The sequence below is a fragment of the Bifidobacterium sp. N4G05 genome (assembly GCF_002742445.1).
Lineage (GTDB): Bacteria > Actinomycetota > Actinomycetes > Actinomycetales > Bifidobacteriaceae > Bifidobacterium > Bifidobacterium hominis.
In genome coordinates, this window is the sequence record NZ_NJNQ01000004.1 from 157,695 (window position 1) to 184,158 (window position 26,464).

Genomic DNA, 26,464 nt, shown 5'->3' on the forward strand with positions numbered 1-26,464 from the left:
CCGTCAGTCATTTCAGTGGGTGAGAATCTTCGACAGGAAGTCCTTGGCACGATCGGTCTTCGGATTTTCAAAGAAGTCCTCCGGCGTGCTCTGCTCAAGAATCTGGCCGTCGGCCATGAACACAACCTTGTCGGCCACCTTGCGCGCGAAGCCCATCTCGTGGGTCACGCACAGCATGGTCATACCTTCATGAGCCAGCTCCACCATGACGTCAAGCACTTCATTGACCATCTCCGGATCAAGCGCGGACGTCGGCTCATCGAACAACATGACCTTCGGCTGCATGGCAAGCGCTCGGGCGATGGCGACACGCTGCTGCTGACCGCCGGAAAGCTGCGATGGCATCTTGGAAGCCTGCGAAGCCACTCCCACTCGGGAGAGCAGGTCCATGGCGAGATCCTCGGCCGCCTTCTTATCCATGTGGCGCACCTTGATCGGCGCAAGCGTCACATTCTCAAGAATTGTCTTGTTGGCGAACAGGTTGAACGACTGGAACACCATACCGACCTCGGCACGCAGGCTGGCGAGCTCCTTGCCTTCCTGGGGCAATGGCTTTCCATCAATGCGAATATCACCGGAATCAATGGTTTCCAAACGGTTGATGGTGCGGCACATCGTGGACTTGCCGGAACCGGATGGACCGACGATGACCAGCACCTCGCCCTTCTTGACGGTGAGGTTGATGTCCTTGAGCACATGCAAGTCACCGTAGTGCTTTTCAACGTGGGTCAATTCGACCAGCGGTCGGCCGCTGTCTTCCGCACCCGGCATGATTGGGCGCGTCTCTTGCGTTTCTTTGATATCTGTCATATGGGCAGTATATGGAAGACATGTTTCCGCGGCTGTTACCACCCCTGACATGCTCAGAATATGAGACAGCGTTATCTCAAAATGCATCATAGCGCGTTATCGGACGCAATGCTGATATCTCACGCACCATGATGGCAGCTACCACAATCGCGGCAATTCGATAGCCAGCACGGCTATTACGAACAATACGGCCACCGCACCGAACACCGCTCGTTCGGAAACCTTGGATTTGAAACCGTCCGCAACGCGGCGCCACATATCACCAATACTCATGTATTCCAACGTAGGAACGCCAAGCAACGAGAATGAGCAAGACAGGCGAACGCAAGATGAATTTCATCCTACATTCGCCTGTCTTTTACATGCAGATTCGTATGCGAACCTTTTACGATGGCACGTTCATCACGTTACCACCGTAATCCGCATGCCACCCTGTCAAAACCGTCAGAGCACTTTGGAAAGGAATGCCTTCAAACGCTCGCTCTTCGGATGGTTGAAGATCTCATCCGGAGTGCCTTCCTCTTCGATCACGCCAGCATCCGTAAAGATCACACGGGTGGCCACTTCGCGGGCGAAACCCATCTCATGGGTCACCAACACCATGGTCATGCCCTCTTCGGCCAGTTCACGAATGACTTCGAGCACATCTCCGACCATTTCCGGGTCGAGCGCCGATGTGGCCTCGTCGAACAGCATGACTTTCGGGCGCATGGCCAAGGAGCGCGCGATGGCCACACGCTGCTTTTGACCGCCTGACAACGATTTCGGCATAACATCGGCCTTTTCGGCCAATTCCACGGTTTTTAGCAATGCCATCGCATGTTCACGCGCCTGCTCGTCGGTTTCCTTATGCACCAGTTTCGGCGCGAGGGTGATGTTGTCGATCACGCTCATGTTGTTGAACAGGTTGAAATGCTGGAACACCATGCCAACCTGCTCACGCACCTGGTCGATATTCACGTGCGGATCGCCCAAATCATGGCCGTTGACCACAATCTGGCCGCTGGAGGCCCGTTCGAGTCCGTTCAGGCAACGCAATATGGTGGATTTACCGGCACCGGACGGTCCGATGATGCAGATTACCTCGCCCTTGCGTACCGTAAGATCGACGCCTTTGATGACTTCCGTATGGCCATAGTTTTTGTGCAGATCCTTGACGTCGATGATCACTTCGCCATCATTGTTGCCGCGATTGCCGTTCTCGCTCATCGATTCACCTTCCTATCAACGATATTGGCCAGCCATGTGAGGATGGTGATGGCCACGAAGTACATCACACCGACGATCAGCAGCGTTTCGGTGACGCGGAAGTTCGCCGCATACAATTGCTGCGCCTGATACAGCAGTTCACCGAAGCCGATGGCCAGCAGCAGCGAGGAATCCTTGATCATAATGACCAGCTGGTTGATGATCGACGGCATGGCGATCGCAGTGGCCTGAGGCATGATCACGCGCGCCATGGCCTGATGATGGTTGAGACCAAGCGAACGTGCGCCCTCCATCTGACCAGAGTCAACTGACTGCACGGCGCCACGCACGATTTCCGCCAGATATGCGCCGGAATTGAGCGACAACGTCAACGCGCCCGCAACCCAAATGTTCACGCTGTGCCCGATCAGCTGCGGCACACCAAAATAGAAGAAGAACGCCCACACCAGAATCGGCGTACCGCGAAACACTGCGATGTAAACCTTGGCTATGCCTTCCAGAATCTTGTTTTCGGACACCTTCATCAAGCCAAAAGCGACACCCAGTACCAGCGCGACCGCAAACGACAGCAAGGTGATCAGCAACGTGTTCTTCAGACCGGTCAGCAAAGCCGGCATCGATTGTTTGACAAGTCCAAAGAAACCGATTTTTTTCTGAGCCGTACCATCGGGGCCATTATCGGTGACCTTGCCGGAAATCGCCTCGACTTGTTCCTTCGCGCCGGCTTCGCCCAGATATTGCGCGACGATCGTCTCGTATTTGCCTGAAGCGATGAGCTTGTTCAAACCATCGTCGATGGCGGCCAGAAGGTCAGCGTTCTTGCCCTTGTTCACGGCCATGCCATATTCGCCGTGCGGCACCTTCGGGGTCACGATCTTCAAACCGTTATTTTGGGAAACACCGTAGGCAAGCACCGGATAGTCGTCGAATACCGCGTCCGCATTACCGGATTTGACCATCTCATACATGGTTGATGATTGGTCCACAGAAGTCACGGCATAGCCATACTCGCTCGCATGCTGTTTGGCGTAGGATTCGCCTTCCGAACCGGTTTTCGCAACAACGGTTTTACCGTCAAGATCCTTGTAGCTGGTAATACTATCGTTGTTTTCAGCGATGGCCATCTGAATGCCGGACTGGAAGTAAGGATTGGAGAAATCGTAGGTCGCCTTGCGTTCGTCGGTGATTGACATGCCTGCGATCACCACATCCACCTGATTGGAGCTCAAAGCCTGCAATGCCGCATTGAAACCCAATGATTGGATGGTGACTTCGAATCCTTCTTCTTGGGCGATGGCACGGATCAGCTCCATGTCGATACCGGTCATCTTGCCGTTCTCCCGATATTCGAACGGTGCGAACGTGGTATCAGTACCAACCGCGTAGGTTTTGCCCTTGACTGCGGAGGGATTTCCGATTTCGGCGGCGTTAGCGCTGACTGGGGATGCGACGAGTGCACTCACTGCCATAATCAGTGTCATCGCCAACGCAAGAAGCCGCATCCAGACACCATGAAAATCATGTTTTTCCAACGATTGTTTCAAATTCATACTACAGATTCAGTTCTTTCTCATAATATTTCAGATACTCATCTTTGCTCCACCATACCGGCAGCAAGAGAAAATAGACAACGTAAACAATAAAAACAGGCTGTCCTTGCACGGTCTCTCATGCAAAGACAGCCTGTTATCTCAAAGCGAAAACGCTATCAGTCTTCGTCTTCTTCCGGATCATAATCAACGCCGGTTTCCGCACGCTGTTCGTCGGAAATCGGAGCCGGGGCGCCGGTCAGCGGATCACGACCGCCGCCAGCCTTCGGGAAGGCGATGACGTCGCGGATGGAGTCGGCGCCAGCCAGGATGGCGGCGGTACGATCCCAACCGAGAGCAATGCCGGCGTGCGGCGGAGCACCGTACTTGAAGGCTTCAAGCAGGAAGCCGAACTTGTCGGCAGCCTCTTCAGGGGTGATGCCCAACACATCGAGCACACGGTCCTGAATGTCATCACGGTGGATACGCACGGAACCGCCGCCCATTTCGTTACCGTTGCATACGATGTCGTAGGAATCGGACATGGCGTGTTCCGGATCCTTGTCGAAGGTGTCGATCCAATCCTTGGACGGCATGGTGAATGGGTGGTGCATGGAAGTCCACTTGGAGTGGCCGACCGCCACATCGTCATCATCCGGATCGTCGGCGGCCTTGAACAGCGGGAAGTCCACAACCCAGGTGAACGCGAAATCGTCGGGCTTGAGCAGACCGGCACGATCGGCCAATTCCACGCGCACGGCACCCAGCAGCTCCTGAGCGGAAGTGCGACGGCCTGCGGCGAAGAACACAGCATCGCCGTCTTCCGCGCCAACGGCTTCCTTCAGGCCAGCGCGTTCCTCTTCAGACAGGTTCTTGGCAACAGGTCCCTTGAGCTCGCCGTTCTCAGCGAACACCACGTAGGCAAGGCCCTTGGCGCCGCGCTGCTTGGCCCAATCCTGCCAAGCGTCGAACTGGCGGCGAGGCGTGGCTGCGCCGCCCTTGAAGAGCACCGCGCCGACGTACGGAGCCTGGAACACGCGGAACGGAGTGTTCTTGAAGTAGTCAGTCAGCTCGATCAGTGGATTGCCGAAACGCAGATCCGGCTTGTCGGAGCCATACTTATCCATGGCTTCCTGCCAAGTGATGCGCTGAATCGGCAGCTGGATCTCATAGCCTGCGGACTTCCAGATGGCGGCGATGACCTTTTCGGCCATGGCCATCACATCTTCCTGATCCACGAATGCCATTTCCATATCAAGCTGGGTGAACTCCGGCTGGCGGTCGGCACGGAAATCCTCATCACGGTAGCAACGTGCCAGCTGGTAGTAGCGTTCCACGCCAGAGACCATGAGCAACTGCTTGAGCAACTGCGGGGACTGCGGCAATGCGTACCAGGAACCCGGCACCAAACGGGCCGGCACCACGAAATCGCGGGCGCCTTCCGGCGTGGACTTGATCATGGTCGGAGTCTCGACCTCTTCGAAACCCATCTCCTCCAGAGCGTGGCGTGCGGCCTTCGACATCTGGGAACGCAACTTCAGATTGCGCTGCATGGACGGACGACGCAGATCGAGATAACGGTACTTGAGACGAACTTCCTCACCCGGCAGCTTGTTCTCAGACTCGTTCTCCAAAGCGGTGGACACCTGGAACGGCAACGCATCGGACTTGGCAAGCACCTCGATGCTTTCGGCAACGACCTCGATCTTGCCGGTGGCGAGATGATCGTTCTCATTGCCGTCCGGACGCAGGCGGACCTCGCCTACAACCTGAATCACAAACTCGGAACGCAGCGGGCGTGCCATGTCCTCGTCGTAAATGACAACCTGCACCAAACCAGTGTTGTCGCGAAGATCGATGAAGGCCACGCCGCCGTGGTCGCGACGACGATCAACCCAACCGGAGAGCGTCACCTTCTGACCGACGAGTTCCTCGGTCACTTCGGTTGCATGATGTGTTCTATAAGCCGTCTGGCTCATGCTTCCCCTATTCCTTATTCTCTTGATTGAAGTCTTGCGATTTCAGGCTTCTACAGTAACGGTTTGCTGGGCATACACAGTATCCGGCTCCCAAGACTGTGCGTCGGCCGGCTGCTGGTCGCCTGTGATAATGTTCTTGACTTCGTCCGAAGCGTCTTGCGCGGACTCGTCTGCAGGGAACCACACGTACGGAATGCCGAGCTTGTCGGCATACTTGATCTGCTTGCCGAGCTTGGCCGCGGTCGGAGCCACGTCAGCGGCGATGCCACGGGCACGCAGCTGGTTGGCGATCAGGTTGGACGCGGAACGGTCCTCCTCGTTCCACACGGCCACGAGCACAGAAGCCGGGGACACACGATTCGCGTGGGCACCGGCGGTGTGCAGCATATACGAAACCAAGCGAGACAGGCCAATGGACAGGCCCACACCCGGGTACTTCTTGCTGCCTTGCGATGCGAGGTTGTCGTAACGACCTCCGGAGCAGATAGATCCGAGCGAGGCTGCACCGTCAAGGAACGTCTCATACACGGAACCGGTGTAATAATCCAAGCCGCGGGCGATCTTCAGATCCGCAATCACGGAGCCCGGGCGAATACGAGCGGCCTCGTCAACAATCATCGCCAACGTGTCAAGACCCTGACGTGCGAGCGCATACGCCTCGGAATCATTGGCGATGTCGTGCTTCTCGCACAACGCGTCGAACTTGCTGGACAGCTCCGCACCATCGGCGGCGGTAAGCTCCGCGAGCTCAAGGCACGCACGAGCCTGATTCTCGTTGGCTCCGCAACCTTCCACCAGCAACTTGGCCACTTCGTCGGCACCGATTTTGTCGAGCTTGTCGATCTCACGAAGCACGCCTTCGATGTCGTTCAGGCCCAAACCACGGTAGAAACCTTCGGAGAGCTTGCGGTTGTTCGCGTGCACGGTGGCCTTCGGCAGACCGAACTCGCGCAGACGTTCCAAAGCCGATACCATGACCAGCGGCAACTCAACCTCATAATGATCCGGTAGATCACCATTGCCGATCACATCGATATCGGCCTGCACGAACTCGCGGAAACGACCTTCCTGAGGACGTTCGCCACGCCAGACCTTCTGAATCTGCCAACGCTTAAACGGGAACGCCAAATCACCCGAATGCTCAACGACATAACGGCTCAGCGGAACAGTCAAATCAAAATGCAGACCAAGGCGATCTTCAATCGGAGTGTCGGACTCATGACCGACCTCCTGAAGACGGCTCAGCAAGTAAATCTCTTTACTGGTCTCGCCTTTTTTGAGCAGGCTCGAACCCTGCTCAACCGCACGAGTTTCAATGCCTATGAAGCCATTGAGCTCGAAAACTTCACGGAGCGTGTCGATAACACGCTGCTCCACAACACGTTCAGAGGGGAGCCACTCTGGAAATCCTGAAATAGATGCGCCTTTTGCCACGATTCCCTATAATAAATGAGGTTGCGGAAAATGCATCGCGTTTTTCAAGCTTTGGAAGCACGTTCGTATGATCCGCATACCCTGCACTACATGAAGCTTACTTAAAGGAGCTGGCCATGGCCGACGAGAATGTCACCGCGTCCGAGAACATTAATGAAACCACCGAGCAGGCGACGACGCCCGCAGTCAAGGCCAGCAAACCGGCCGTTCCGAGCCCTGCTTCAATGAAGCCGCACGCTCCGAGCCCTGCAGCCTTCGCCAAGAAGGCTCCGCAGCACACCGCCCCGGCTGCAGCGTCCACCGGATTCTCCGATACTGATGTGAAGGCCGCCGAAGCGTTCGGCCGTGTCGCCGATGATGGCACCGTGTTCGTCAAGGACGGCGAAGAAGAACGTGAGGTCGGCCAGTTCCCTGACGCCTCCAAGGAAGAGGCGCTGGCCCTGTATGCCCGCCGTTACCTTGATCTGAAGGCCAAGCTGGACCTGTTCGCCAACAAGCTCAAGGCCAATAATGTGAAGTCCCGCGAAATCGACGAAACCATCAAGACGTTGTCCGTGGAAACCGAAAAGCCGGCAGTGGTGGGCGATCTGGCCGCTCTCAAGGCCCAGTTCGAGGCACTGAAGGAGGAAGGCGCGGCTAAGAAAACCGCGTTGACCGAGGCACGCAAGGCTGCCATCGCCAAGGCTCTTGAGGAGCGTACCGCCATTGTGGAGAAGGCCGAGGCATTGGCTGATTCCCTTGACGAAAACACCAACTGGCGTTCCACTGCCGACAAGTTCCGTTCACTTTTCCAGCAGTGGCAGGAACACCAGCGCAACAACATCCGTATCGATAAGGAAGACGCAGATGCCCTGTGGTCCCGCTTCTCCGCGGCTCGCACCAAGTTTAATTTCGCCCGCCGCAAGTGGGTGCAGAGCCGTGACGAAGAACGTAATTCCGCCAAGGCGACCAAGGAAGCCATCATCGCGGAGGCCGAGGCACTTCAGGATTCCACCGCTTGGGTTGAGACTTCCCGCAAGTTTACCGAGCTGATGGATCGTTGGAAGAAGGCCGGTCGCGCCGGTCGTCGTGATGATGACGCCATGTGGGAGCGTTTCCGCGCCGCCGCAGACGCATTCTTCAACGCGCGTCAGGCCGATCGTGATCAGATCAGCTCCTCTGAGAAGGAAAATCTCGCCAAGAAGGAAGCTCTGCTGGTCAAGGCCGAGGCGCTTGTTCCCGTTAAGGATGAGGAAAGCGCCAAGCAGGCTCGTCAGGCTCTCGCCTCCATTCAGGAGGAGTGGGATCAGATCGGCTATGTACCACGCGACGAAGTACGCCGTATCGAGGGTCGCCTCGACGCCGTCGACAAGCAGATCAAGGCTGTAGAGGATGCCGCGTGGAAGCAGTCCGATCCGGAAGCCGACGCCCGCAAATCCTCCTTCGAGGAGCAGCTCAACGCGCAGCTCGCCGAGCTTGACGCAAAGATCGCAGCCGAATCCGATCCGAAGAAGAAGGCCAAGCTTGAATCCGAGAAGGCCACCAAGGAGCAGTGGCTGAACGCCATCAAATAAGTCGCAAATCCTGATATTTGGTTGCGCCACAGAGATGCGGTCAAATATCAGTTGGACTTCACTCAGGCATAATCAAGAAGGCTGGTACGTGACAAAATCCGTTACATACCAGCCTTCTTCGTATGATCGCATGTGCTCTCACATGCGCAATCACCATACAGAATATTCAACTATCATGCGCCGAATTCGGCAGCACAAATATCGGCCACCGCATCAATGCAGGCATCGACGATGAGCTTGCCTCGTTCGGCGCTGGAACCTGCAGGAGTGGCCAGTCCGCCGTAATCCGGAACGTCGCCCTTGCGCACCGGATAGCGCACGTAAGCCTTCGGTATAACATTGCCTTCGTCGATCACACGGTCCATATGCACCAGTTCCGGCTCATAATGCATCATCAATGAGGTTTCCGTCACTGCGGCATGTTCCAACGCCCACCCGGGGAACACGAGTCCGTCGAACACCTGCTCGACCACGTTCTCCGGCAGCGGATCCCACCAGTTGGTTTCGACGATGGTGGCCACTCCCCCGGTTTCGCGGGTGATCAGATCGATTGCCTCGATAATGAACGCCTCGTTTTCGAAATGCGCGTTCATCACCACGATTTTGGTGAAACCGTCCGCGATCAGCTCGCCAAGCACATCATGCATTTGATTGATCACCGTCACACCGTTCATGTCGATGGTGCCGGGGAACAATGGGCCGCCCCCGGAAAGTGGCTTCGACTTGTACCCGTAGTTCATGGTCGGTGCCACGATGCCGTCGATGCGTTCGGCGAGGTCTTCAGACACATGGCTGGCGATCATGGCGTCCACACCAAGGGGAAGATGCTGGCTATGCTGTTCGGTGGAGCCGATTGGCACAATAACCGGCTTTGATTTCGATGCTTCGATTTCCGGCCAGGTCATATGGTCCATCCGACGGCTGCTGCTCATGATTGCTCCTTTATGTGCTGTTGTTGGTTTGCGTTTCAACAATTGATAATGATTGCGATGATGCCGTCCCCGCGAATCGATGTTGCAATCGATGTTTCAGGGACGGCGTTTATTGTTTCGAGGAATTGTCTCATAAAACCGTTTCTTCTCAGATGCGGCTCAGATCCTTATCCGTGTTTTCGTGAGAGAGAATCATGGCGACCAGTGCCACGGCGGACACCGCCACCATGTACCAGGCCGGAGCGATGCTCGAACCGGTGGTGTAGATCAGCCAGGTTGCGATGAACGGTGCGGTTCCACCGAAGATGGCGTTGGCAAGGTTGAAGCTGAATGCGAAGCCGGTGAAACGAACCGATGTCGGGAAGGTCTCAGTCAGGTAGCTCGAAAGCGTACCGTCGTTGGCGGTCAAGGTGGCGCACATGGCGAGCTCAACGATCAGCACCGGCCAGAACTGTGCGGTGTTCAGCGCCATGAAGGCCGGAACAGTGAGCACGATGAAGGCCACGCATGCACCAATCAGCACCTTCTTGCGTCCGAACGTGTCGGAGATGTGACCCATGCCAAACACCAAAGCCACATACAGTACCAGGCAGATGGTGGTGATGGTGGACGACTGTGCGGCAGCCATGCCAACCGTGTCGCTCAGATAGGTCGGCAGGTAGGTGAGCACCGTGTAGAAGCCGACCGCGTTGAGCACGCAGGCGCCGAAGCTGATGACCAGAGTCTTGAAATGGTTCTGGAACAGCTCGCGCAGTGGGGAGATGCTCTTAGTGGTGGAAGCGAACTGCTGCTTGTCGTCCAAAGCTTCGGTCATGGAAGCATACACCGGCGAATCAGCGAGCTTGGTACGGATGAAATGCACGATCAGACCAAGCGGGCCGGCCATGAGGAACGGAATACGCCATCCCCAAGAGGTCAGTGCATCAGAGCTCAGCGAAGCGGTCATCACGGTGGCGAGCGTGGAGCCTACGAGCAGACCGATGGCGGTGGATGCCGGAATCAACGAGCAGTAGATGCCACGCTTCTTGGTCGGCGCGTATTCGCCAAGGAAGGTTGCGGCGCCGGCATATTCACCGGAAGCGGAGAAGCCCTGCACCATACGAAGCAGCAGCAACAGTGCCGGAGCGAAAATGCCGATCACAGCATATGACGGCAGGCAGCCAATCAGGAACGATGCACCCGACATGAACATGATGGAAATCGCAAGAGCGCCCTTGCGTCCTTTCTTATCGCCGCAATTGCCCCAAAACAGTGCACCGATCGGACGAAGTACGAATGACAGTGCAAACACGCCGAACGTCTGCAGCATGGCGACCGTGTGATTGCCGGACGGGAAAAACACCAGAGCGATGGTGGCCGCGAAGTAGGAATAGGAAGCGTAGTCGAACCATTCAATGAAATTGCCGAGGAAAGACGAGACGGCCACTTTCTTGACCATCTTCTGCTCTTCGGACTGTTCAGACACGGAAGCCCTGTTGGCGGTTGCGATTGTTGCACTGGCACTCATCATGTCACCTGCTTTCTTCTGCTGAATCTGTCTGTACGTTCGCATTTTCTTCATACCCGGCGAACGTTGTGACTCTGACTATCGCCCGAAGTATTTGCGCCAAAGTGAACTGATTGTTAAACCGCAACCATTTGTTTTTGACGTTTTGCCAAGTTCCCCTTGCTTACAGCGTCGAAGTGGAAGATACGGTGTGATTATGTTGCGATTTCGCTATTTTCGCGCCTAAAAGCAGCATTGACCAGCTGATTTTATCGGTAGGCGATATACCCACGATCTGTGTCACTTTGTCCAATCGGTTGTACAACGTCTGCCGTTGGATACCTAATTGCTCGCATGCGCCGGTCTTGTTGTCGAGATTGTCGAAGCAAGCGCACAACGTGTCGATCAGCATGGCGTTATGCATAAGCTCATACCCCACCGTCTGCGTGATCACCATGCGCACGGCCTCATCGGTACGTTCCATTCCCAACATGCGTTCCAGCAAAGAGGAATCCACACATTCGAGGGTTCCATACGGGCATTCCGCATCGTTCGAAATGCATGTTCGGATCACACTGCGCAACGCACCGAACGCGTCCATCAATGAAATCGTGTCCAACGCTGCGCGGCCATGCACGGTATATACGTATTCGTTTGCAGCGACTTGCGTCAACGCATGCAAACACCGATCTGAAAATACCGACGCATCGCCGCCGCTGTCTTGCGCTGCGAGAAAACCGATCATTAAATCGCCTTCCAACAAACAGATCGATTCGCAACCGCCGTTGGATTCGAAATCGTCGATCATCGACACGATTGCCGGCATGGCGTTGGACACCGACTTGAGTTTCATGGCAAATGGCATATACACGCCCGAAGCGGCGAATCCCAACGCATCAAGCATGGCATGGCCCTCACGCGCCTCCATCGACGAAACATGCACGCCATCTTCCGGCCCCGCAATCAGATGCGCCACCATGCCGACGCGCGCTCCTCCATCGAGATACAGTGCCAAAACCGGAGCGGCAATCTGTTCGATCCTTCTGCACATCGCTTCATCGAACACCGTATTGCGCTGGCTGATCTCCAAAGCACCCAAAGGCCGTTTCTGTTCCTCCAATGCAAGCACAATGCCGCAATCTGTAGCGGTATTGATGTTCTGTCCAGCTCGGGCGACTTCAAGACCGTCCACGTCGAATATGACCACATCCTCACCGAACAGGTTCGCGATGCTATCGGCAACGGCTTTGGGATTGGACACCTGAGCAAGCTCAGAACGCAACGAAGTTGACATAACGTCCACTTGCATCTGCATACGCATCTGACCACGCACAATCATGGTATTGACGCTCTGGCAGATATCGACGAAAGGAATGCGACGGCGCAATCCAATAATCGTAAGCCCTTCATGCTTGGCTGCCTTCACCAACATTTTCGGCAGTTGGGTGACTTCTTCAACCAATTCGACCATCAATGCCGCAATATCAGCATTCACGAGGCTTTTCACATATTCGTCCGCACGTTTTTCACGACCGTCCGCAACTAAAGATCGCCCCTCCACCACCAGAAGCTCACCTCCCGCCAGAAATGAGGCGACGTCCTCGCGTTCGTTGGTGAACACCCAACGCACCGGATTATCCAAGCTATCGCCAGCAACTTCAACCTGTGGTTCCGCCGTCGCAACCAAGGCATCATCGAGCACTTCCCTCACCGTAACAGCCATACAAACCGTCCAATCCGAAGTAATACACATGTCACATCAAGTAACGTGACCGCAAAGCAATACGCCGACAATAACCATCAACGATTACGTCAAAGGTTCCCTTCCGTAACCCAATGGACATATGACAAAACGTCTGCCGGAACCCGAAAACTCGCATGAAAACTCGTATTGGAAGGAGCGATTATGAACACGCAACTGTTCACCAACGCACACATCGCCACCGGCATGCCAGACAGCACCGCAGCCGAAACAGCGGCAATCCAAGATATTCTCGTCGAAGACGGCAAGTTCATCAGCATTGCACCCAATCTCAAAGCAACACTCGAAGCACAAGGCAAAGATATGGCGAGCGTGGAAGTCATCGATTTGGGCGGAAAGCTGGTCTGTCCACCATTCTGCGACACCCATCTGCATCTTGATTACGTCTTTACCGCACGCAAGCCCGGCGCGGTGAACGAGTCAGGCACCCTGTTCGAAGGCATTCAGCGTTGGAGTGAAACCAAAGCAGATCTCACTGTCGACGAGATCAAAGAACGCGCGAAAATCGGCATCGCCAAGGAAATGCGTCATGGCGTGCAGTTCATTCGTTCGCACGCCGATGTGACCGATCCGAATCTTACCTCGCTCAAAGCCCTGCTGGAGCTTAAGGAGGAACTGAAAGATACTGTCACGCTGCAGATCGTCTCCTTCCCGCAGGAGGGCATGTACTCCTATGAAGGTCCTCATGGCGAATCCGGAGCGGATTTGGTTGAGGAAGGTCTGAAAATGGGTGCTGATTGTGTCGGTGGCATTCCGCATTTCGAGCAGTGCCGTGAGTTCGGCGAACGTTCCATGCACACCGTGGTCGAACTGGCTTCGAAGTACAACAAACTCATCGACGTGCATTGTGACGAAACCGACGATCCAAACTCACGTTATCTTGAATTGCTGTCCGCACTCGCCTATCGCGCCGGTATTGGTTCGAAGACCACGGCAAGCCACACTTGCTCCTTGGGATCGGCCGACAATGCCTATTTCTTCCATCTGACCAAGTTGCTGAAGGCCTCACATATCAATTTCGCCTGCGCGCCTACGGAAAATCTGTATCTGCAGGGGCGTCAAGACACGTTCCCGAAGCATCGCGGCATCACGCGAGTCAAGGAACTCACCGAGGCCGGAGTGAACGTGTCGCTTGGTCAAGATTCCATGCAGGATCCCTGGTATCCGGTCGGTAACGGCAATATGATGCTGATTCTCGATTATGTGCTGCATCTGGCGCAGATGATGAGTTTTGAGGAGATCGATGATGCGTTGAAGTTCCTGACGGTCAATGGTGCGACCACGCTCGGCATGCGAGATTCGTATGGTCTTGAGGCGGGCAAGCCGGCAAGCTTCATTGTGCTTGATGCTTCCAGCGTGTTTGATGCCGTATATGAGCGTTGCGAAGTGCTTCGTTCGGTACGCGAGGGGCGTACGCTGTTTACCCGCAACACGTCGATCGATACTGATCTTGATTTGCTGACGTTGTAACTCATTGGATTCTGAATTATTTCCGGTATGCGAAAGACATACAAAGAGGCCTTGAAATCATTGCACATGATTTCAAGGCCTCTTGTTTATTGCGTTATTTGCGTACCGATTGCTTATTCGGCGGATTCTGCGGATTCCGTCGATTCGGCAGGTGCCTCAGCGTCAGCCGGTGCAACTTCAGTTTCAGCAGTATCGGCTTCAACAGGCTCCGTGTTTGGATCTTCGAACGCTTCACCAGTAAAGGTGAACTCGCCCAGAATGCCTTCGCCTTCCGCATCGACCTTCACGCGCTGACCATCTTCGAGTTCGCCCATCAGGATCTTCTCCGAAATGGCGTCTTCGACGTCGCGTTGAATCACGCGACGCAGCGGACGCGCACCCAGCAACGGATCGAAGCCCTTCTGCGCGAGCAGATCCTTGGCAGCGTCGGTAAGCTCGAGCGACATGTGGCGATCGAACAAGCGTTCATTGAGCTGCTTGACGTCAAGATCGACGATCTGACGCACCTGTGGCTCGGTGAGCTGCTTGAACACGATGATGTCGTCCAGACGGTTCAGGAATTCCGGACGGAACTGCTGCTTCAGCTCCGCGGAGACCTGATCCTTCATGCGCTGGTAGCTCGACTCAGTGTTGACGCCCAAGTTGAAGCCGGTGTTGGCGGCCTTGGCGATGTCACGAGTACCAAGATTGGTGGTCAGAATAATGATGGTGTTCTTGAAGTCCACCTTGCGGCCCTGCCCATCGGTCAGGTGACCATCATCCAACACCTGCAGCAGCGTGTTGAAGATATCCGGATGGGCCTTTTCGATCTCATCGAACAGCACCACGGAGAACGGCTTGCGACGCACTTTCTCGGTGAGTTCGCCGCCCTCTTCGTAGCCGACGTATCCCGGAGGAGCACCAAACAGGCGCGAAGCCGCATACTTCTCGGAGAATTCGGACATGTCGACACGAATCAGCGCGTCCTCGTCGTCGAACAGGAATTCGGCGAGCGTCTTGGCCAGCTCGGTCTTGCCAACACCGGTGGGGCCGGCGAAGATGAACGAACCGGACGGACGCTTCGGATCCTTCAAGCCAACACGTGCGCGGCGGATGGAACGGCTCAATGCGGACACGGCCTCATCCTGGCCGATGATGCGCTTGTGCAGCTCGCTTTCCATGGTCATGAGCTTCTTGGACTCGGCCTGGGTGAGCTTGAACACCGGAATGCCGGTGGTCTGGGAAATCACTTCGGCGATGACATCCTCATCCACGACCATCTTCACGTCGGATTCGCCTTCACGCCATGAGGATTCCTTCTGCTTGCGCTCGGATTCCAGCTTCTCCTGCTTATCACGCAGCTCAGCGGCCTTTTCGAAGTCCTGATCCTTGATGGACTGGTCCTTCTCTTCGGCAAGCTTGGCGATCTTCGTGTCGAGTTCCTTGAGTTCCGGCGGAGCGGTCAGTCGACGGATGCGCAGGCGCGCGCCAGCCTCATCAATCAGATCGATGGCCTTGTCGGGCAGGTGACGGTCCTGAATGTAACGACTCGACAGCTCGGCCGCGGCCTGCAACGCGCCGTCGGTGATCGTCACATGGTGGTGGTTCTCGTAACGGGAACGCAAGCCCTTAAGGATCTCAATGGTCTCGGCAATGCTCGGCTCATGCACCTGGATCGGCTGGAAACGACGTTCGAGAGCCGCATCCTTCTCGATGTACTTGCGATACTCGTCAGTGGTGGTAGCGCCAATGGTCTGCAGCTCGCCACGGGCCAGCATGGGCTTCAGCATGTCGGAAGCGCCAAGAGCACCGTCTGCAGAGCCAGCGCCCACAATGGTGTGGATCTCATCGATGAACAGCACGATGTCACCGCGGGTCTTGATCTCCTTGAGCACCTTCTTCAGGCGTTCCTCGAAATCGCCACGGTAGCGTGAACCAGCCACCATGGAGCCCAGATCCAACGAATAGACCTGTTTGCCCTTCAACGTCTCCGGAACGTCACCGGCGTTGATCTTCTGCGCCAAGCCTTCGACCACGGCGGTTTTGCCGACACCCGGCTCGCCGATCAGCACCGGATTGTTCTTGGTGCGGCGGCTCAGTACCACCATCACACGCTCGATCTCACTCGAGCGGCCAATCACCGGATCAAGCTTGCCGGAGGCAGCTTCGGCGGTCAGATTGCGGCCAAACTGGTCAAGAATCGCGGAACCGGTCTGGTTGCGGCGATCCTGTACGCCACCGGCGTTGGCCAAATCACCCTTGCCGTCGCCCTTGCCATCACCGGAATTGCCACGAATCAAGTCGATGGTGGCGCTGCGCAGTTCACCAAGATTGACATCCATCTTGATCAGCACTTGAGTGCCCACGCCTTCGCCTTCATGAATCAGACCGAGCAGGATATGCTCGGTGCCGATATAGCTGTGCCCCAGCTGCAACGCCTCACGCAGCGACAGCTCCAACACCTGCCTGGCATGCGGAGTGAAGGGAATGTGGCCGTTCGGCGTGGCATTCCCCTTACCGATCATCTCTTCGACCTGTTTGCGGGTGTCATCCAAGGTCACACCCTTTGAGGCCAGCGCCTTGGCTGCGACGCCGTCACCCTCGCGAATCAGGCCAAGCAGCAGATGCTCGGTACCGATGTAGTTGTGCTGGAGGGTACGAGCTTCTTCCTGCGCCAGCACGATCACGCGCCGCGCACGGTCGGTAAACCGTTCGAACATGCTTGTCCTTCCACTCTTGTTAGTCCTTCAACACTCTACCGATTCGCGGTGACGTTTGCTTCATCCGCGCGTAAATTGCGCTTTCGACGCAACCGAACGTATATGCTTGACATATAGCAACGACCAAGGAGGTCACCAAGATGAGCGACACCACCCTAAATGCGGCCGGTTCCGGATCGATCGCAGACACTCGTCTCCATGATATCGTCGTCGGCGTTGACGGTTCCGACGAATCCTTCGCCGCATTACGCTGGGCGCTGAACGAGGCATCGCTTACCGGCCAGCAGGTCAATGCAGTGTTCGCCTGGTCCCATTCCTGGGATATGGGATCAGAGCCGGAAGACGAAGAACAATGGGCCGAAGTCCGTCATGATATCGCGCAGAAGCTTCGTGACTGGGTTTCCGAGGCTTCGCAAGGCATGACCATCAATGAGGATCATGTCAAACTCACATCGGTCAAGGCCACAGGAACATCCGCATTGCTGGAGATAGGCAGGGACGCGCAGCAGATTGTGGTAGGACGCCGTTCCCTTGGCCGCGTAGCGCGCTGGTTCCTCGGATCTCTTTCAGCTTCGCTCGCCGAAGCTGCGGAGGTTCCGGTCACCGTGGTGCGCATTCTCGACAACGAGGAATCCAGCGTGCAGGATGCCATCGCCAATGCGCTTACGCCCTCGGAGAACACCGTGACATACGACCTGCCGGGTTCCCCGCTGCCAAGAAGCCAGCGTCCGATTGTGGTTGGCGTCGACGGATCGGAAACATCGCGACACGCCCTGCGGTTCGCCATCGATCTGGCTGCACTGCATCACGCTCCCCTGCAGGTGATGTTCTGCTGGCAGCTGAAAGATCTCGGTGTCATCGAAGGGTATGAGAACGCCATCGCGCCAATAGCCGTAGGTCAGGAGCGTGCGGAACGCATTCTTGACGAGCTGCTCGATTCGGTGGAGATTCCCACGGCCGGCATTCCCGACGATTTCCAGATCGAATCGCACGCCTTCCATATCTCCGCGGCGAAGGGACTAATCGCAGCTTCCCGTTACGCACGCCATTTGGTGGTCGGTTCCCGCGGACTGTCTGGATTGGATGCGCATTTCCTCGGTTCCGTCTCCAAACAGATCGTCAATTTCGCCGATTGCACCGTCACCGTCGTGCACTAAGCATTTGCAACGTTTACAGATATGAGAGAAGCCCGCTCCCCCCAAGTTGGGAATGCGGGCTTCTCCCCTATCTGCAGTAAAACCGGATTATTCGGCTTCCGAATCGTTTTCAGGCGCCTCTTCGGCTTCCGAATCCTCGTCACCGCCTAGCTCAACGGTGGCTTCCACTTCAGGTTCGTCCTGCGGGGCCGTGTGTTCGAGCACTTCTTCCTGATTCGCGTCGTCATCCACGGTATTAGCTTCGATATCGGCTTCGGAGGCTTCCTCCTCATCGTTCGGATTGTTGCCTTCGTCCACTGACAACCGTTCGATCAGTTCGACGGAACTGCGCTCGTCACGCGGAGCCTGCGCGATGATGTCGATATGAAGGTCATCAAAGGCCGGCTTCGACTGCACCCACAGATGCGACGGTTCCGGAGGCTCGATCTCGGAATGCTCGCCACAGCCATGGTCGATGGACACGACACGACCGTCATCAGGACTCCACTTGTTGGCGCACACGCCGAACAGGAGGTTCAGCTCGCCTTTCAGGGGAATGAAGAATCCGCACGTCGAGCACGGATTGCCATCCGACGTCTTGGTGGACAACGACTTCGGTCCACGTGGCCCCTCATACCAACGTTTCGCGGTCTGGGAACGTCCCAAAGACGTAAGCACGTGTCGGCGGGACAGGTCGAATTCCTCAACCGCCTCGTCGATATCCTCTTCAGAAGTCACCGATGCTGCAGCGCTCTCGCCTTGCGAGCCGGCAGCCCCGTCAGCGTCCATCTCGGCATTATCGCTGGCATTCGTCGTTTCGGCAGACTCCGCATCGGAGGAAACGCTTTCGCCCGGTTCGGCAGGTTCCGTCTTACGGAACCCCTCCTCCATACGGGGATCGTCGGGATCGGTACCGATCGAATCGGTCACCGCCAAGTCGGTCGGTTCGAGACGATCCTTCCACGGAATCCATTCCGGTGGACGCAACGCCTTGTCGGTAGGCACCAACGACGACTCATTGACCGTCCAATGATCCAACTCGACATCGTGATACAACGTCACCGACCACTGCCATCCCTCATACCCGCGCACGCGAGTTTCGAAACGAAAATCAGTGACGTTGTCTCCCAAATCGATGGCTTCGACGAAGTCGCCGACCTGACTATCCTCATCGGCGACTTCAATGGCCGCCGCTTGAGCGATCGCCCTGGGATCCATTGTGGTATCGGACATGAATTATTCCTGTACGTCGAAGTTGTCGGCCACGGCACGCATCAGCGTGGCCAGTTTCTTGCTTTCGGCCGGCGACGGGTAATGATGTCGGCGCAGTTGGTTTCCGGCGGAATCCAGAAGCTTGATGAGATCCTCCACGATGGCGGCCATATCATCCGGCTTCGGTCGCGTCGCCTTGACCAGAGACGGAGCGGACGCGACGAGCGTAAGGCCCATCGCCTGCGGGCCACGGCGGCCCTCCACCACGGAATACTCGACCTTTGCGCCCTTGCGCAACGTCTTCACGCCCTCCGGCAGGGCAGCTGCAGGCAGGAACACATCGGCGCCCTGCTCGTTCTGAATAAAACCATAGCCTTTGTTCGCATCGAACCAACGAACGCGTCCGCTAGGCATTGTCACCTCACTCTTACGTAATCCACATACCTTCGGGCAAGCGAAAGAAAACCGCTCACCGATTACAAATCAAAGATACAGTTTAGCGCAAGAGGTGGGATATATACCATCTCTTGCGCCAATAACCGTCAAATCAGGCCTTTTCAGGCGTTTGCATCACTGCTTTTTCGGCCTGCGGCCCCACTTGTCACCCTTGCGTTCGTCACTGGCCTGCGTCAACGGACGCGGCTCCACCGGAGCCACCGGAAGCACCACCGTCAATGTCAAGCCGGTTCCCTCGCTGCCGGAAGCGCAGATGAAACCGTGATGCGCCTTGACCACGGATTGCGCGATCGCCATGCCAAGGCCGGTGCCGCCCTTCTGCCGAGCTCGGGACGGGTCAGCCGTATAGAAACGTTCGAAAATCTTTGAACGCGCCTCGGCCGGAACGCCGGGACCATGATCGCTGAAGCGAACGATCGCATAGTTCATACCCACCTGCATCGACTGCCCGACTTCGATGGCTTCGACCAAGTGACGCAGCGACTGCTCGTTCGACGGCATGCGAGACAACGACTCCGGGCTGATGGAAGCCGGCAACACGCCCATCGAAACCTCCACCGACGAATCGGCCGGCGTATAGCGGTGGATATTGCCAACGATATTGGTCACCACCTGACGCAACCTTGAAGCATCGCCCGTCAGCGTAATATCCGGCATCTGCCCCGGTTGGAACGTCAACCTCGCAGGATTGTTCATATCTTGCCCTGGCTGCAGCACCACCTGGCCGCAGGTGATGCCACGATTCGGATCAAGCGCATGCAAATCGTCGGCAGCGTCCTTCACCACGGAAGTGAGCTTCACCTGCTGGGTGATATCGATGCCACGACCTTCGTCAAGACGCGCCAAAGAAAGCAGATCCTCCACCAACACCGTCATACGCGCGCTGGACGCCTCGATATGCGCGATGGACTCGTCGGCACGCTCCAACGCCCCCGGCATGTCACGCTGCATTTTGTAGAGTTCCGCGTAACCATGAATCGCAGCAAGCGGGGTACGCAATTCATGACTGGCGTCGGAAACGAACCGCTTCATCTTCTCAGTCGTTTCCTCCTGCGCGTGGAAGCTTTCCTCAATGCGCGTCAGCATGGCGTTCAACGACATGGACAGCGAACCGACTTCCGTGTTCTCCGGCAAGTCGGGAACGCGCTGGCTCAAATCCCCTGCCGCGATCTTCGCCGCAGTCTTTTCGATACGTTTCAACGGAGCAAGCGTGCTTTGCACGACGATGGTGCCGAGGATGACGCCGATCAGCACCACTGCGATGCCGACCATGGCGCAGAACCGCGTCAACGTGTTCGCGGTGTCAATCTGGTCGCTGAGAGACAATCCGATGAACACGACGCCACTGTTTTTGACTTCACCGGTTTTGCTTTTCTCGCTCCAGGGCAACGCCACTACACGCCATGGCGACTGCGCGGCCTGCATGATGGAATGATCTGGCATCCGACTGGTGGTGACATGCACCACCGCCTGCGTGGTGAACGGCTCTCCTAGCGTAACCCCATCGATACTGCCGTCGGAGGGCAGGCTCGGCTCGGATACCACGCCCTCCCGAAGCATGGGCACCGATCCCGCTCCCGTACGCCTGTATTCGCTGTCACGTACCTCAACATAGTACGTGTTCACCAAGCTCCTGCCATCTTCGCTTGTAGTGCTGTCCAGCGAATCCATGCTATTGAAGATCATCTGCGCCTGATTCACCAACTGATTGTCGGTTTTCTGCAGCAGATAATTGCTTACAAGTGTACGAATGGAAAAGGAAATACCAATGGTGCCAATGGTGAGCAGCACAATGATGCAGGTGACCAGCTTGGTACTCAGTGGAATGGCCTGCACCTTCCTGCCGATCCGCCGGCGCAAGGGCACACGTTGCGGACACGGCTGGGCGGCGTTCTTCTGCGCGTTCTGCGGGTCAGCTGACGGCTGACGGATATCCTGACTCATCGTAGGAACCGTTTAGTTCTTCGGCGCGCGAATCATGTAACCGATGCCACGCTTCGTTTCGATGAGTGGAGCCACTTTGCGCTTCTCGCCGTTCTCATCCTCAACCGTAAGGCCGTCGACCTTCTTACGCAGGTAGGAAATATACGATTCAACGATCGCAGCGTCTCCGCCCCAATCGTACTGCCACACGTGATCCAGAATCTGCGCTTTCGAAAGCACACGTCCCTCGTTATCCATCAGATAACGAAGCAGCTTGTATTCGGTGGGGCTTAAGTCGATCGGCTGGCCGGCGCGGGACACGTCATGCGAATCCTCGTTGATTTCCAGATCGGCGACGCGAATGATCGGATCGTCTTCAACCTGCTCCTGGGTACGGCGCAAGATGGCGCGGATTCTCGCGACAACCTCCTCAAGACTGAACGGCTTGGTCACGTAATCATCGCCACCCACGGTCAGGCCCATGACTTTATCTTGCGTATCGTCACGAGCCGTCAGATACAGCACCGGCGTGGTGATGCCCTCTTGACGAATGCGACGAGTCACCGTAAAGCCGTCGATATCCGGGAGCATCACGTCAAGCACGATCAAATCAGGCTGTATTTTTTCGATAACCTCGATGGCCTCGGATCCCGAAGCCGCGGTATTCACTTCAAAACCGGCGAAATGCAGGGACGCCACCAGCAGTTCGCGGATGGACGGTTCGTCATCAACAACGACAATGGATGCTTCAATAGGCTTGCTCATGCCTTAAGCATCACTCTTTTCACTGGATGTTTCCTGAACGGATTCTGAATCTTCCTTTGGCGTCGGTTCCTTATCAGGCGCATCAGCAGACGGCTCGTCATCAACGCTCCACGCCTTCACCGGCTCGGAACGCATGGTAACCACGGCATGCCTCCCCGCATGCTTACGGACCTTACGCTTGATGACGCCACGTTTGCGCAGAATATGGAACACCACCATAATCACAATCAGCAACACCAATACGGCGATCATGCCGCCAACACCCAACAGCACCGTTTGCGACGACGTCGAGGTCTTCTTCTGCACTACGATCTGATCCATCATATCGGTCGCGGACTTCGACCAATCTGGGGTGCTTTCCATCAGAGGTTTCTGCGCGGCATCGGAAAGCGCATCGACGGTCGACTTCTTTTTCAGCCATTCGTCGGAATTCGATGACACGGCAACCACCAGATTGCCGTCATTCGAAGCGACCGCCAACAACACCGTATTCGGCTTCGGATCAAGCGATTCCAACAATGCGCTCGCCCATTTCGCAGGTTTTTCGTCGCTGTTGAAGCTCGCCAGATACAGCAGACGCACGGAAACCCCGGTTTCCTGCTTCGTTTTGCTGATGGCGTCCGTGATTTCAGCGACATTCGATCCGAGCAGATTCTGGGTGTCAGTGATGTTTTCAGTAGCCGTGATGCCGGTGCCGGTACCCTCATCCGCATTGCCGACGGGAGTTATCCACATCATCGCAGTACAGCACAATATCATGGCAAGAAGCGCACAAAGCGCTTCGTTCCAACGATTTTTAAAGTTTTGCCCTTGTTGCGACACGCCGGTAGGACACGAATTCGGCCATTCTCCGACCACAACCCTGGTTTTTTCGTTCATCGCGTTCACTCTTGCCATACAGTCCACATTACCGTTCGGATGCGTCAAGCATGAGGAACGGCGAAAACCATCATACAAAACGCAGCAACGAAAGGATCATCATGGCACAGTATCAGGTGGACAGCGAACAGATTCAATCCTCAAGCGCGGCAGTGAACGCCTCCATCCAAGCGATTCGTCAATCGGTGCAAGGCATGTACGCCAATCTCAACAATCTGCAAAGCGTTTGGCGCGGCGGAGCCGCCACGCAATTCAATGCGGTGGCGGAACAATGGCGGGCAGCCCAGCAGCAGATGGAGCAGTCGCTTGAATCGATTCAACATGCGCTTTCGCAAGCGTCCACGCTCTATTCGGAAACCGAAATGCAGGCGTCGCGTCTGTTCGCGCAGTAGCGGCAGATGCTTCCGATACGGTCAAAGCAGTAGCAGGCACAAAGAGAAGCGGAGCCCGCCTCCACCTTGGGAAGCGGGCTCCGCTGATAGCTTTTCGCTTATGCCGTTAGGCTTTGCCGAACCTTTGGATCAGTAGCCCATGTCAGCGCCAGCGGCCGGAGCGGCTGCCGGCGGTTCCGGCTTGTTGGCCACAACAGCCTCGGTGGTCAGGAACAGACCAGCGATGGAGGCTGCGTTCTGCAGAGCGGAACGGGTGACCTTGACCGGGTCGGTGACACCGGCAGCCAGCAGGTCCTCGTACTCGTTGGTTGCAGCGTTCAGGCCCTGGCCGTCAGGCAGGGAACGGACCTTGTCGATCACCACATCGCCAGACAGGCCAGCGTTCTCGGCGATCTGCTTGATCGGAGCTTCGATGGCGCGGAACACGATCGCCGCACCGGTTGCCTCGTCGCCTTCGAGCTTGACGTCGTTCTCGGCCTTGGCAGCAGCCTGAACCAGAGCGACACCGCCGCCCGGCAGCAGGCCTTCTTCGATGGCCGCCTTGGCGTTGCGAACGGCATCTTCGATGCGGTGCTTGCGTTCCTTGGCCTCGACTTCGGTAGCAGCGCCAACCTTGATGACGGCAACGCCGCCAGCCAGCTTGGCCAGACGCTCCTGCAGCTTCTCGCGATCGTAATCGGAATCGGTGTTGGCGATTTCGGCACGAATCTGGGCCACGCGGGCAGCCACGTCTTCCTTGGAGCCGCCGCCGGCCACGATGGTGGTCTCATCCTTGGAGACGATGACCTTCTTGGCGGTGCCGAGCACGGACATGTCGACGGAGTCGAGCTTGAGACCCAGTTCGTCGGACACGACCTGTGCGCCGGTCAGAATGGCCATATCCTGCAGCATGGCCTTGCGGCGGTCACCGAAGCCCGGAGCCTTGACGGCGCAGGACTTGAAGGTGCCGCGGATGTTGTTCAGGATCAGGGTCGGCAGAGCCTCGCCGTCGACGTCCTCGGCGATGATCAGCAGCGGCTTGCCGGTCTTCATGACCAGTTCGGCGATGTGCACGACGTCCTGCTGGGAGCTCACCTTGCCGGAGGTCAGCAGGATGTACGGCTCTTCAAGCACTGCGGTCTGATCTTCGGCGTTGGTCACGAAGTACGGGGCGATGTAGCCCTTGTCGAAACGCATGCCTTCGGTGAAGTCCAGATCCAAGCCGAAACGGTTGTTGTCTTCAACGGTCACAACACCATCCTGACCGACCTTGTCCAGCGCTTCGGCGATCTTCTCGCCGACTTCCGGATCGGCTGCGGAAATCGTTGCGGTGGCAGCAATCTGGTCCTTGGTCTCAACGTCCTTGGCAGCTGCGATAAGCTCCTTGACGATAGCCTCAGAAGCCTTCTCGATACCACGACGCAGAGCGATCGGGTTGGAACCGGCGGTGACGTTCTTCAGGCCTTCGTGCACCAGGGACTGTGCGAGCACGGTTGCGGTGGTGGTGCCGTCGCCAGCGACGTCGTCGGTCTTCTTGGCGACTTCCTTGACCAGTTCGGCGCCGATGCGCTCGTACGGGTCATCCAAGTCGATTTCCTTGGCGATGGAAACGCCATCGTTAGTGATGGTCGGAGCGCCGTAGGTCTTGTCGAGAACCACGTTGCGGCCCTTCGGACCGAGGGTGACCTTGACGGTGTCAGCGAGCTTGTCGAGACCCGCGAGCATTCCCTGACGAGCTTCGTCGTCGTATGCGATGATCTTTGCCATTGTTCCTCCACATATGGCTACACGGTATTATTCCCACTTTCGAAGCGAAGAACGCACCAGCCGTCAGCTGCCAGTTATCACTCTCACTCCTCGAGTGCTAATTGGCAGATTAGCACTCTCAGGACGAGAGTGCCAAACTCAATGTCGATGGTTGCGCTGTAAGCAAGAAACCAAACCTCATAAAAAACGCCATAATCATTGGAATTTCAAGAAAACAAAAAGCCTTGCCCCCACGAGGAGAACAAGGCTTCACATGTTTGCCACGGCGTTTTTCAGTCCAGCAACACCACGACGATCGGCGTGACAAGCCCATTACTCTGCTGCACATTCGAGATTCCCAAGGTCTGGGCGACATTCTCGGCGGTGGCCTTATCGGTTTCGTTCTGATACCAAACCACGGTCTGCGAGGGAACGTTTCCCGTCGGATTACTGGCGGAAACGCTGGTGTACCCGGCTTGGGTCAGCACATCGACCTTGCTCTGCGCATAACCGGTGATGTTCGTCGCGTTCACCACGCGCACCTCGGTGCCCGTGTTCACGACCTGCTGCGCAGTAGCGTTATCCGTCTGCTCGGCATCCTGTTCGGCGTTTTGCTCGTTTTGTTCGCTTTGCTGCGAGCCGGTCGACGAATCGGTATTGGATGCGTCCGCCTCATTGCCAGAAGCGGAGTCGGATCGGGACTCGGACTTGCTCTTGGCGCTCTTGGCGCTCTTGGCCTTTTCGGCACTTGAAGCAGTCGAACTCTCCTGCGACGACCACGGCATCTTCAGATTGTTGATCTCACCCGAGTAAACGCCCCAGAACAGCAGACCAGCAAGTAGCGCCACGATGATGACAATGACGTACGGCACGGCACGGGACGCCGCAGAACGCGCGCCACGGTGAACGCCCATAGGCCCCGACGGAGGATTATCGTACACATCCTTCTCGTAGGAATCGTAGGTCTCCTTGTCCTGCTTAGCCATATTGCAAACCTCGTTTCTCACACACTTATCTGCCAAGTGTACCGACCACCTCAGTCAGAACGCAATCAAACCGCATTCCCACCCTATTCCGCACGTTCGTGAAACCATCCCGTGAAAACCAGACCAT

General features: G+C 56.5%; 21 protein-coding genes. 4 read left to right on the forward strand and 17 right to left on the reverse strand.

All coding sequences use genetic code 11. The features are described from left to right. Positions 1-12 precede the first annotated feature (12 nt). From CE153_RS05400 to hisS, 6 genes are all read right to left on the reverse strand, one after another. A complete protein-coding gene (locus CE153_RS05400) occupies positions 13-771 on the reverse strand; it encodes an amino acid ABC transporter ATP-binding protein (protein ID WP_180753424.1) in 759 nt (252 codons plus the stop codon). 177 nt (positions 772-948) lie between these two features. Next, on the reverse strand, positions 949-1,083 hold the full coding sequence (locus tag CE153_RS09100) for a hypothetical protein (protein WP_260847261.1): 135 nt from the start codon (positions 1,081-1,083) through the stop codon (positions 949-951). A gap of 171 nt (positions 1,084-1,254) precedes the next feature. After that, positions 1,255-2,019, reverse strand: a complete 765-nt coding sequence (locus CE153_RS05405; RefSeq protein WP_099595430.1) for an amino acid ABC transporter ATP-binding protein — start codon at positions 2,017-2,019, stop codon at positions 1,255-1,257. Next, a complete protein-coding gene (locus CE153_RS05410; protein ID WP_099595431.1) occupies positions 2,016-3,569 on the reverse strand; it encodes an ABC transporter substrate-binding protein/permease in 1,554 nt (517 codons plus the stop codon). Before CE153_RS05410 ends, CE153_RS05405 begins: the two co-directional genes overlap by 4 nt. 158 nt (positions 3,570-3,727) lie before the next feature. Then, positions 3,728-5,527 carry an aspartate--tRNA ligase gene (aspS, locus tag CE153_RS05415; RefSeq protein ID WP_033501290.1) on the reverse strand — a complete coding sequence of 600 codons (1,800 nt, stop codon included), beginning with the start codon at positions 5,525-5,527 and terminating at the stop codon, positions 3,728-3,730. 42 nt (positions 5,528-5,569) lie between these two features. Continuing rightward, positions 5,570-6,961 (reverse strand): histidine--tRNA ligase, encoded by a 1,392-nt coding sequence (hisS, locus tag CE153_RS05420; protein ID WP_099595432.1) that lies wholly within the window; start codon positions 6,959-6,961, stop codon positions 5,570-5,572. A 116-nt stretch (positions 6,962-7,077) separates the two neighbouring features. Here hisS and CE153_RS05425 point away from each other — a divergent pair, with 116 nt between their 5' ends. Next, positions 7,078-8,514 carry a DUF349 domain-containing protein gene (locus CE153_RS05425; RefSeq protein ID WP_099595433.1) on the forward strand — a complete coding sequence of 479 codons (1,437 nt, stop codon included), beginning with the start codon at positions 7,078-7,080 and terminating at the stop codon, positions 8,512-8,514. A 173-nt stretch (positions 8,515-8,687) separates the two neighbouring features. Here CE153_RS05425 and CE153_RS05430 read toward each other — a convergent pair whose 3' ends face one another. From CE153_RS05430 to CE153_RS05440, 3 genes are all read right to left on the reverse strand, one after another. Next, a complete protein-coding gene (locus tag CE153_RS05430; protein WP_099570768.1) occupies positions 8,688-9,446 on the reverse strand; it encodes a creatininase in 759 nt (252 codons plus the stop codon). Positions 9,447-9,594: 148 nt separating this feature from the next. Further along, positions 9,595-10,953: an MFS transporter gene (locus CE153_RS05435; protein ID WP_099595542.1), complete on the reverse strand. Its 1,359-nt coding sequence runs from the start codon at positions 10,951-10,953 to the stop codon at positions 9,595-9,597. 163 nt (positions 10,954-11,116) lie between these two features. Continuing rightward, a complete protein-coding gene (locus CE153_RS05440) occupies positions 11,117-12,655 on the reverse strand; it encodes a PucR family transcriptional regulator (RefSeq protein WP_099595434.1) in 1,539 nt (512 codons plus the stop codon). Between the two features lie 183 nt (positions 12,656-12,838). On the opposite strand from CE153_RS05440, the gene CE153_RS05445 reads away from it, so the two are divergent. Further along, the gene (locus tag CE153_RS05445; protein ID WP_099595435.1) at positions 12,839-14,164 is read left to right on the forward strand and encodes an amidohydrolase family protein; all 1,326 of its coding nucleotides are present in this window, start codon (positions 12,839-12,841) and stop codon (positions 14,162-14,164) included. Between the two features lie 113 nt (positions 14,165-14,277). Here CE153_RS05445 and CE153_RS05450 read toward each other — a convergent pair whose 3' ends face one another. Continuing rightward, positions 14,278-16,863, reverse strand: coding sequence for an ATP-dependent Clp protease ATP-binding subunit (locus CE153_RS05450; RefSeq protein WP_099595436.1), 2,586 nt, complete (start codon positions 16,861-16,863; stop codon positions 14,278-14,280). Between the two features lie 140 nt (positions 16,864-17,003). Between CE153_RS05450 and CE153_RS05455 the strand changes: the two genes are divergently transcribed. Then, complete coding sequence (locus CE153_RS05455) at positions 17,004-18,020, forward strand: universal stress protein (protein ID WP_099570772.1); 1,017 nt, start codon at positions 17,004-17,006, stop codon at positions 18,018-18,020. Between the two features lie 87 nt (positions 18,021-18,107). Here CE153_RS05455 and CE153_RS05460 read toward each other — a convergent pair whose 3' ends face one another. From CE153_RS05460 to CE153_RS05480, 5 genes are all read right to left on the reverse strand, one after another. Continuing rightward, positions 18,108-19,232, reverse strand: coding sequence for a DUF3027 domain-containing protein (locus CE153_RS05460; RefSeq protein WP_099595437.1), 1,125 nt, complete (start codon positions 19,230-19,232; stop codon positions 18,108-18,110). A 3-nt stretch (positions 19,233-19,235) separates the two neighbouring features. After that, on the reverse strand, positions 19,236-19,625 hold the full coding sequence (locus CE153_RS05465) for a cold-shock protein (protein ID WP_003836539.1): 390 nt from the start codon (positions 19,623-19,625) through the stop codon (positions 19,236-19,238). A gap of 156 nt (positions 19,626-19,781) precedes the next feature. Continuing rightward, a complete protein-coding gene (locus tag CE153_RS05470; protein WP_099595438.1) occupies positions 19,782-21,611 on the reverse strand; it encodes a HAMP domain-containing sensor histidine kinase in 1,830 nt (609 codons plus the stop codon). A 12-nt stretch (positions 21,612-21,623) separates the two neighbouring features. Next, entirely contained in the window at positions 21,624-22,355 is a 732-nt protein-coding gene (locus CE153_RS05475) for a response regulator transcription factor (RefSeq protein WP_003836535.1), read from the reverse strand. Positions 22,356-22,358: 3 nt separating this feature from the next. Further along, positions 22,359-23,252, reverse strand: a complete 894-nt coding sequence (locus CE153_RS05480) for a TPM domain-containing protein (protein WP_099595439.1) — start codon at positions 23,250-23,252, stop codon at positions 22,359-22,361. An 83-nt stretch (positions 23,253-23,335) separates the two neighbouring features. Here CE153_RS05480 and CE153_RS05485 point away from each other — a divergent pair, with 83 nt between their 5' ends. Continuing rightward, positions 23,336-23,626: a WXG100 family type VII secretion target gene (locus CE153_RS05485; RefSeq protein ID WP_099595440.1), complete on the forward strand. Its 291-nt coding sequence runs from the start codon at positions 23,336-23,338 to the stop codon at positions 23,624-23,626. Between the two features lie 129 nt (positions 23,627-23,755). On the opposite strand, the gene groL is transcribed toward CE153_RS05485, so the two are convergent. Further along, complete coding sequence (gene groL / locus CE153_RS05490) at positions 23,756-25,372, reverse strand: chaperonin GroEL (RefSeq protein ID WP_099570776.1); 1,617 nt, start codon at positions 25,370-25,372, stop codon at positions 23,756-23,758. Positions 25,373-25,644: 272 nt separating this feature from the next. Further along, positions 25,645-26,337: a LytR C-terminal domain-containing protein gene (locus CE153_RS05495; protein ID WP_099595441.1), complete on the reverse strand. Its 693-nt coding sequence runs from the start codon at positions 26,335-26,337 to the stop codon at positions 25,645-25,647. Positions 26,338-26,464: the final 127 nt, after the last annotated feature.

What these genes read in the sequence shown, in the direction of transcription:
- CE153_RS05400 (WP_180753424.1), bottom strand. Translation starts at nt 771, where the DNA reads ATGCCGGGTGCGGAAGACAGCGGCCGACCGCTGGTCGAATTGACCCAC.
- CE153_RS09100 (WP_260847261.1), bottom strand. Translation starts at nt 1,083, where the DNA reads ATGAGTATTGGTGATATGTGGCGCCGCGTTGCGGACGGTTTCAAATCC.
- CE153_RS05405 (WP_099595430.1), bottom strand. Translation starts at nt 2,019, where the DNA reads ATGAGCGAGAACGGCAATCGCGGCAACAATGATGGCGAAGTGATCATC.
- CE153_RS05410 (WP_099595431.1), bottom strand. Translation starts at nt 3,569, where the DNA reads ATGAATTTGAAACAATCGTTGGAAAAACATGATTTTCATGGTGTCTGG.
- aspS (WP_033501290.1), bottom strand. Translation starts at nt 5,527, where the DNA reads ATGAGCCAGACGGCTTATAGAACACATCATGCAACCGAAGTGACCGAG.
- CE153_RS05425 (WP_099595433.1), top strand. Translation starts at nt 7,078, where the DNA reads ATGGCCGACGAGAATGTCACCGCGTCCGAGAACATTAATGAAACCACC.
- CE153_RS05430 (WP_099570768.1), bottom strand. Translation starts at nt 9,446, where the DNA reads ATGAGCAGCAGCCGTCGGATGGACCATATGACCTGGCCGGAAATCGAA.
- CE153_RS05435 (WP_099595542.1), bottom strand. Translation starts at nt 10,953, where the DNA reads ATGAGTGCCAGTGCAACAATCGCAACCGCCAACAGGGCTTCCGTGTCT.
- CE153_RS05440 (WP_099595434.1), bottom strand. Translation starts at nt 12,655, where the DNA reads ATGGCTGTTACGGTGAGGGAAGTGCTCGATGATGCCTTGGTTGCGACG.
- CE153_RS05445 (WP_099595435.1), top strand. Translation starts at nt 12,839, where the DNA reads ATGAACACGCAACTGTTCACCAACGCACACATCGCCACCGGCATGCCA.
- CE153_RS05450 (WP_099595436.1), bottom strand. Translation starts at nt 16,863, where the DNA reads ATGTTCGAACGGTTTACCGACCGTGCGCGGCGCGTGATCGTGCTGGCG.
- CE153_RS05455 (WP_099570772.1), top strand. Translation starts at nt 17,004, where the DNA reads ATGAGCGACACCACCCTAAATGCGGCCGGTTCCGGATCGATCGCAGAC.
- CE153_RS05460 (WP_099595437.1), bottom strand. Translation starts at nt 19,232, where the DNA reads ATGTCCGATACCACAATGGATCCCAGGGCGATCGCTCAAGCGGCGGCC.
- CE153_RS05465 (WP_003836539.1), bottom strand. Translation starts at nt 19,625, where the DNA reads ATGCCTAGCGGACGCGTTCGTTGGTTCGATGCGAACAAAGGCTATGGT.
- CE153_RS05470 (WP_099595438.1), bottom strand. Translation starts at nt 21,611, where the DNA reads ATGAGTCAGGATATCCGTCAGCCGTCAGCTGACCCGCAGAACGCGCAG.
- CE153_RS05475 (WP_003836535.1), bottom strand. Translation starts at nt 22,355, where the DNA reads ATGAGCAAGCCTATTGAAGCATCCATTGTCGTTGTTGATGACGAACCG.
- CE153_RS05480 (WP_099595439.1), bottom strand. Translation starts at nt 23,252, where the DNA reads ATGGCAAGAGTGAACGCGATGAACGAAAAAACCAGGGTTGTGGTCGGA.
- CE153_RS05485 (WP_099595440.1), top strand. Translation starts at nt 23,336, where the DNA reads ATGGCACAGTATCAGGTGGACAGCGAACAGATTCAATCCTCAAGCGCG.
- groL (WP_099570776.1), bottom strand. Translation starts at nt 25,372, where the DNA reads ATGGCAAAGATCATCGCATACGACGACGAAGCTCGTCAGGGAATGCTC.
- CE153_RS05495 (WP_099595441.1), bottom strand. Translation starts at nt 26,337, where the DNA reads ATGGCTAAGCAGGACAAGGAGACCTACGATTCCTACGAGAAGGATGTG.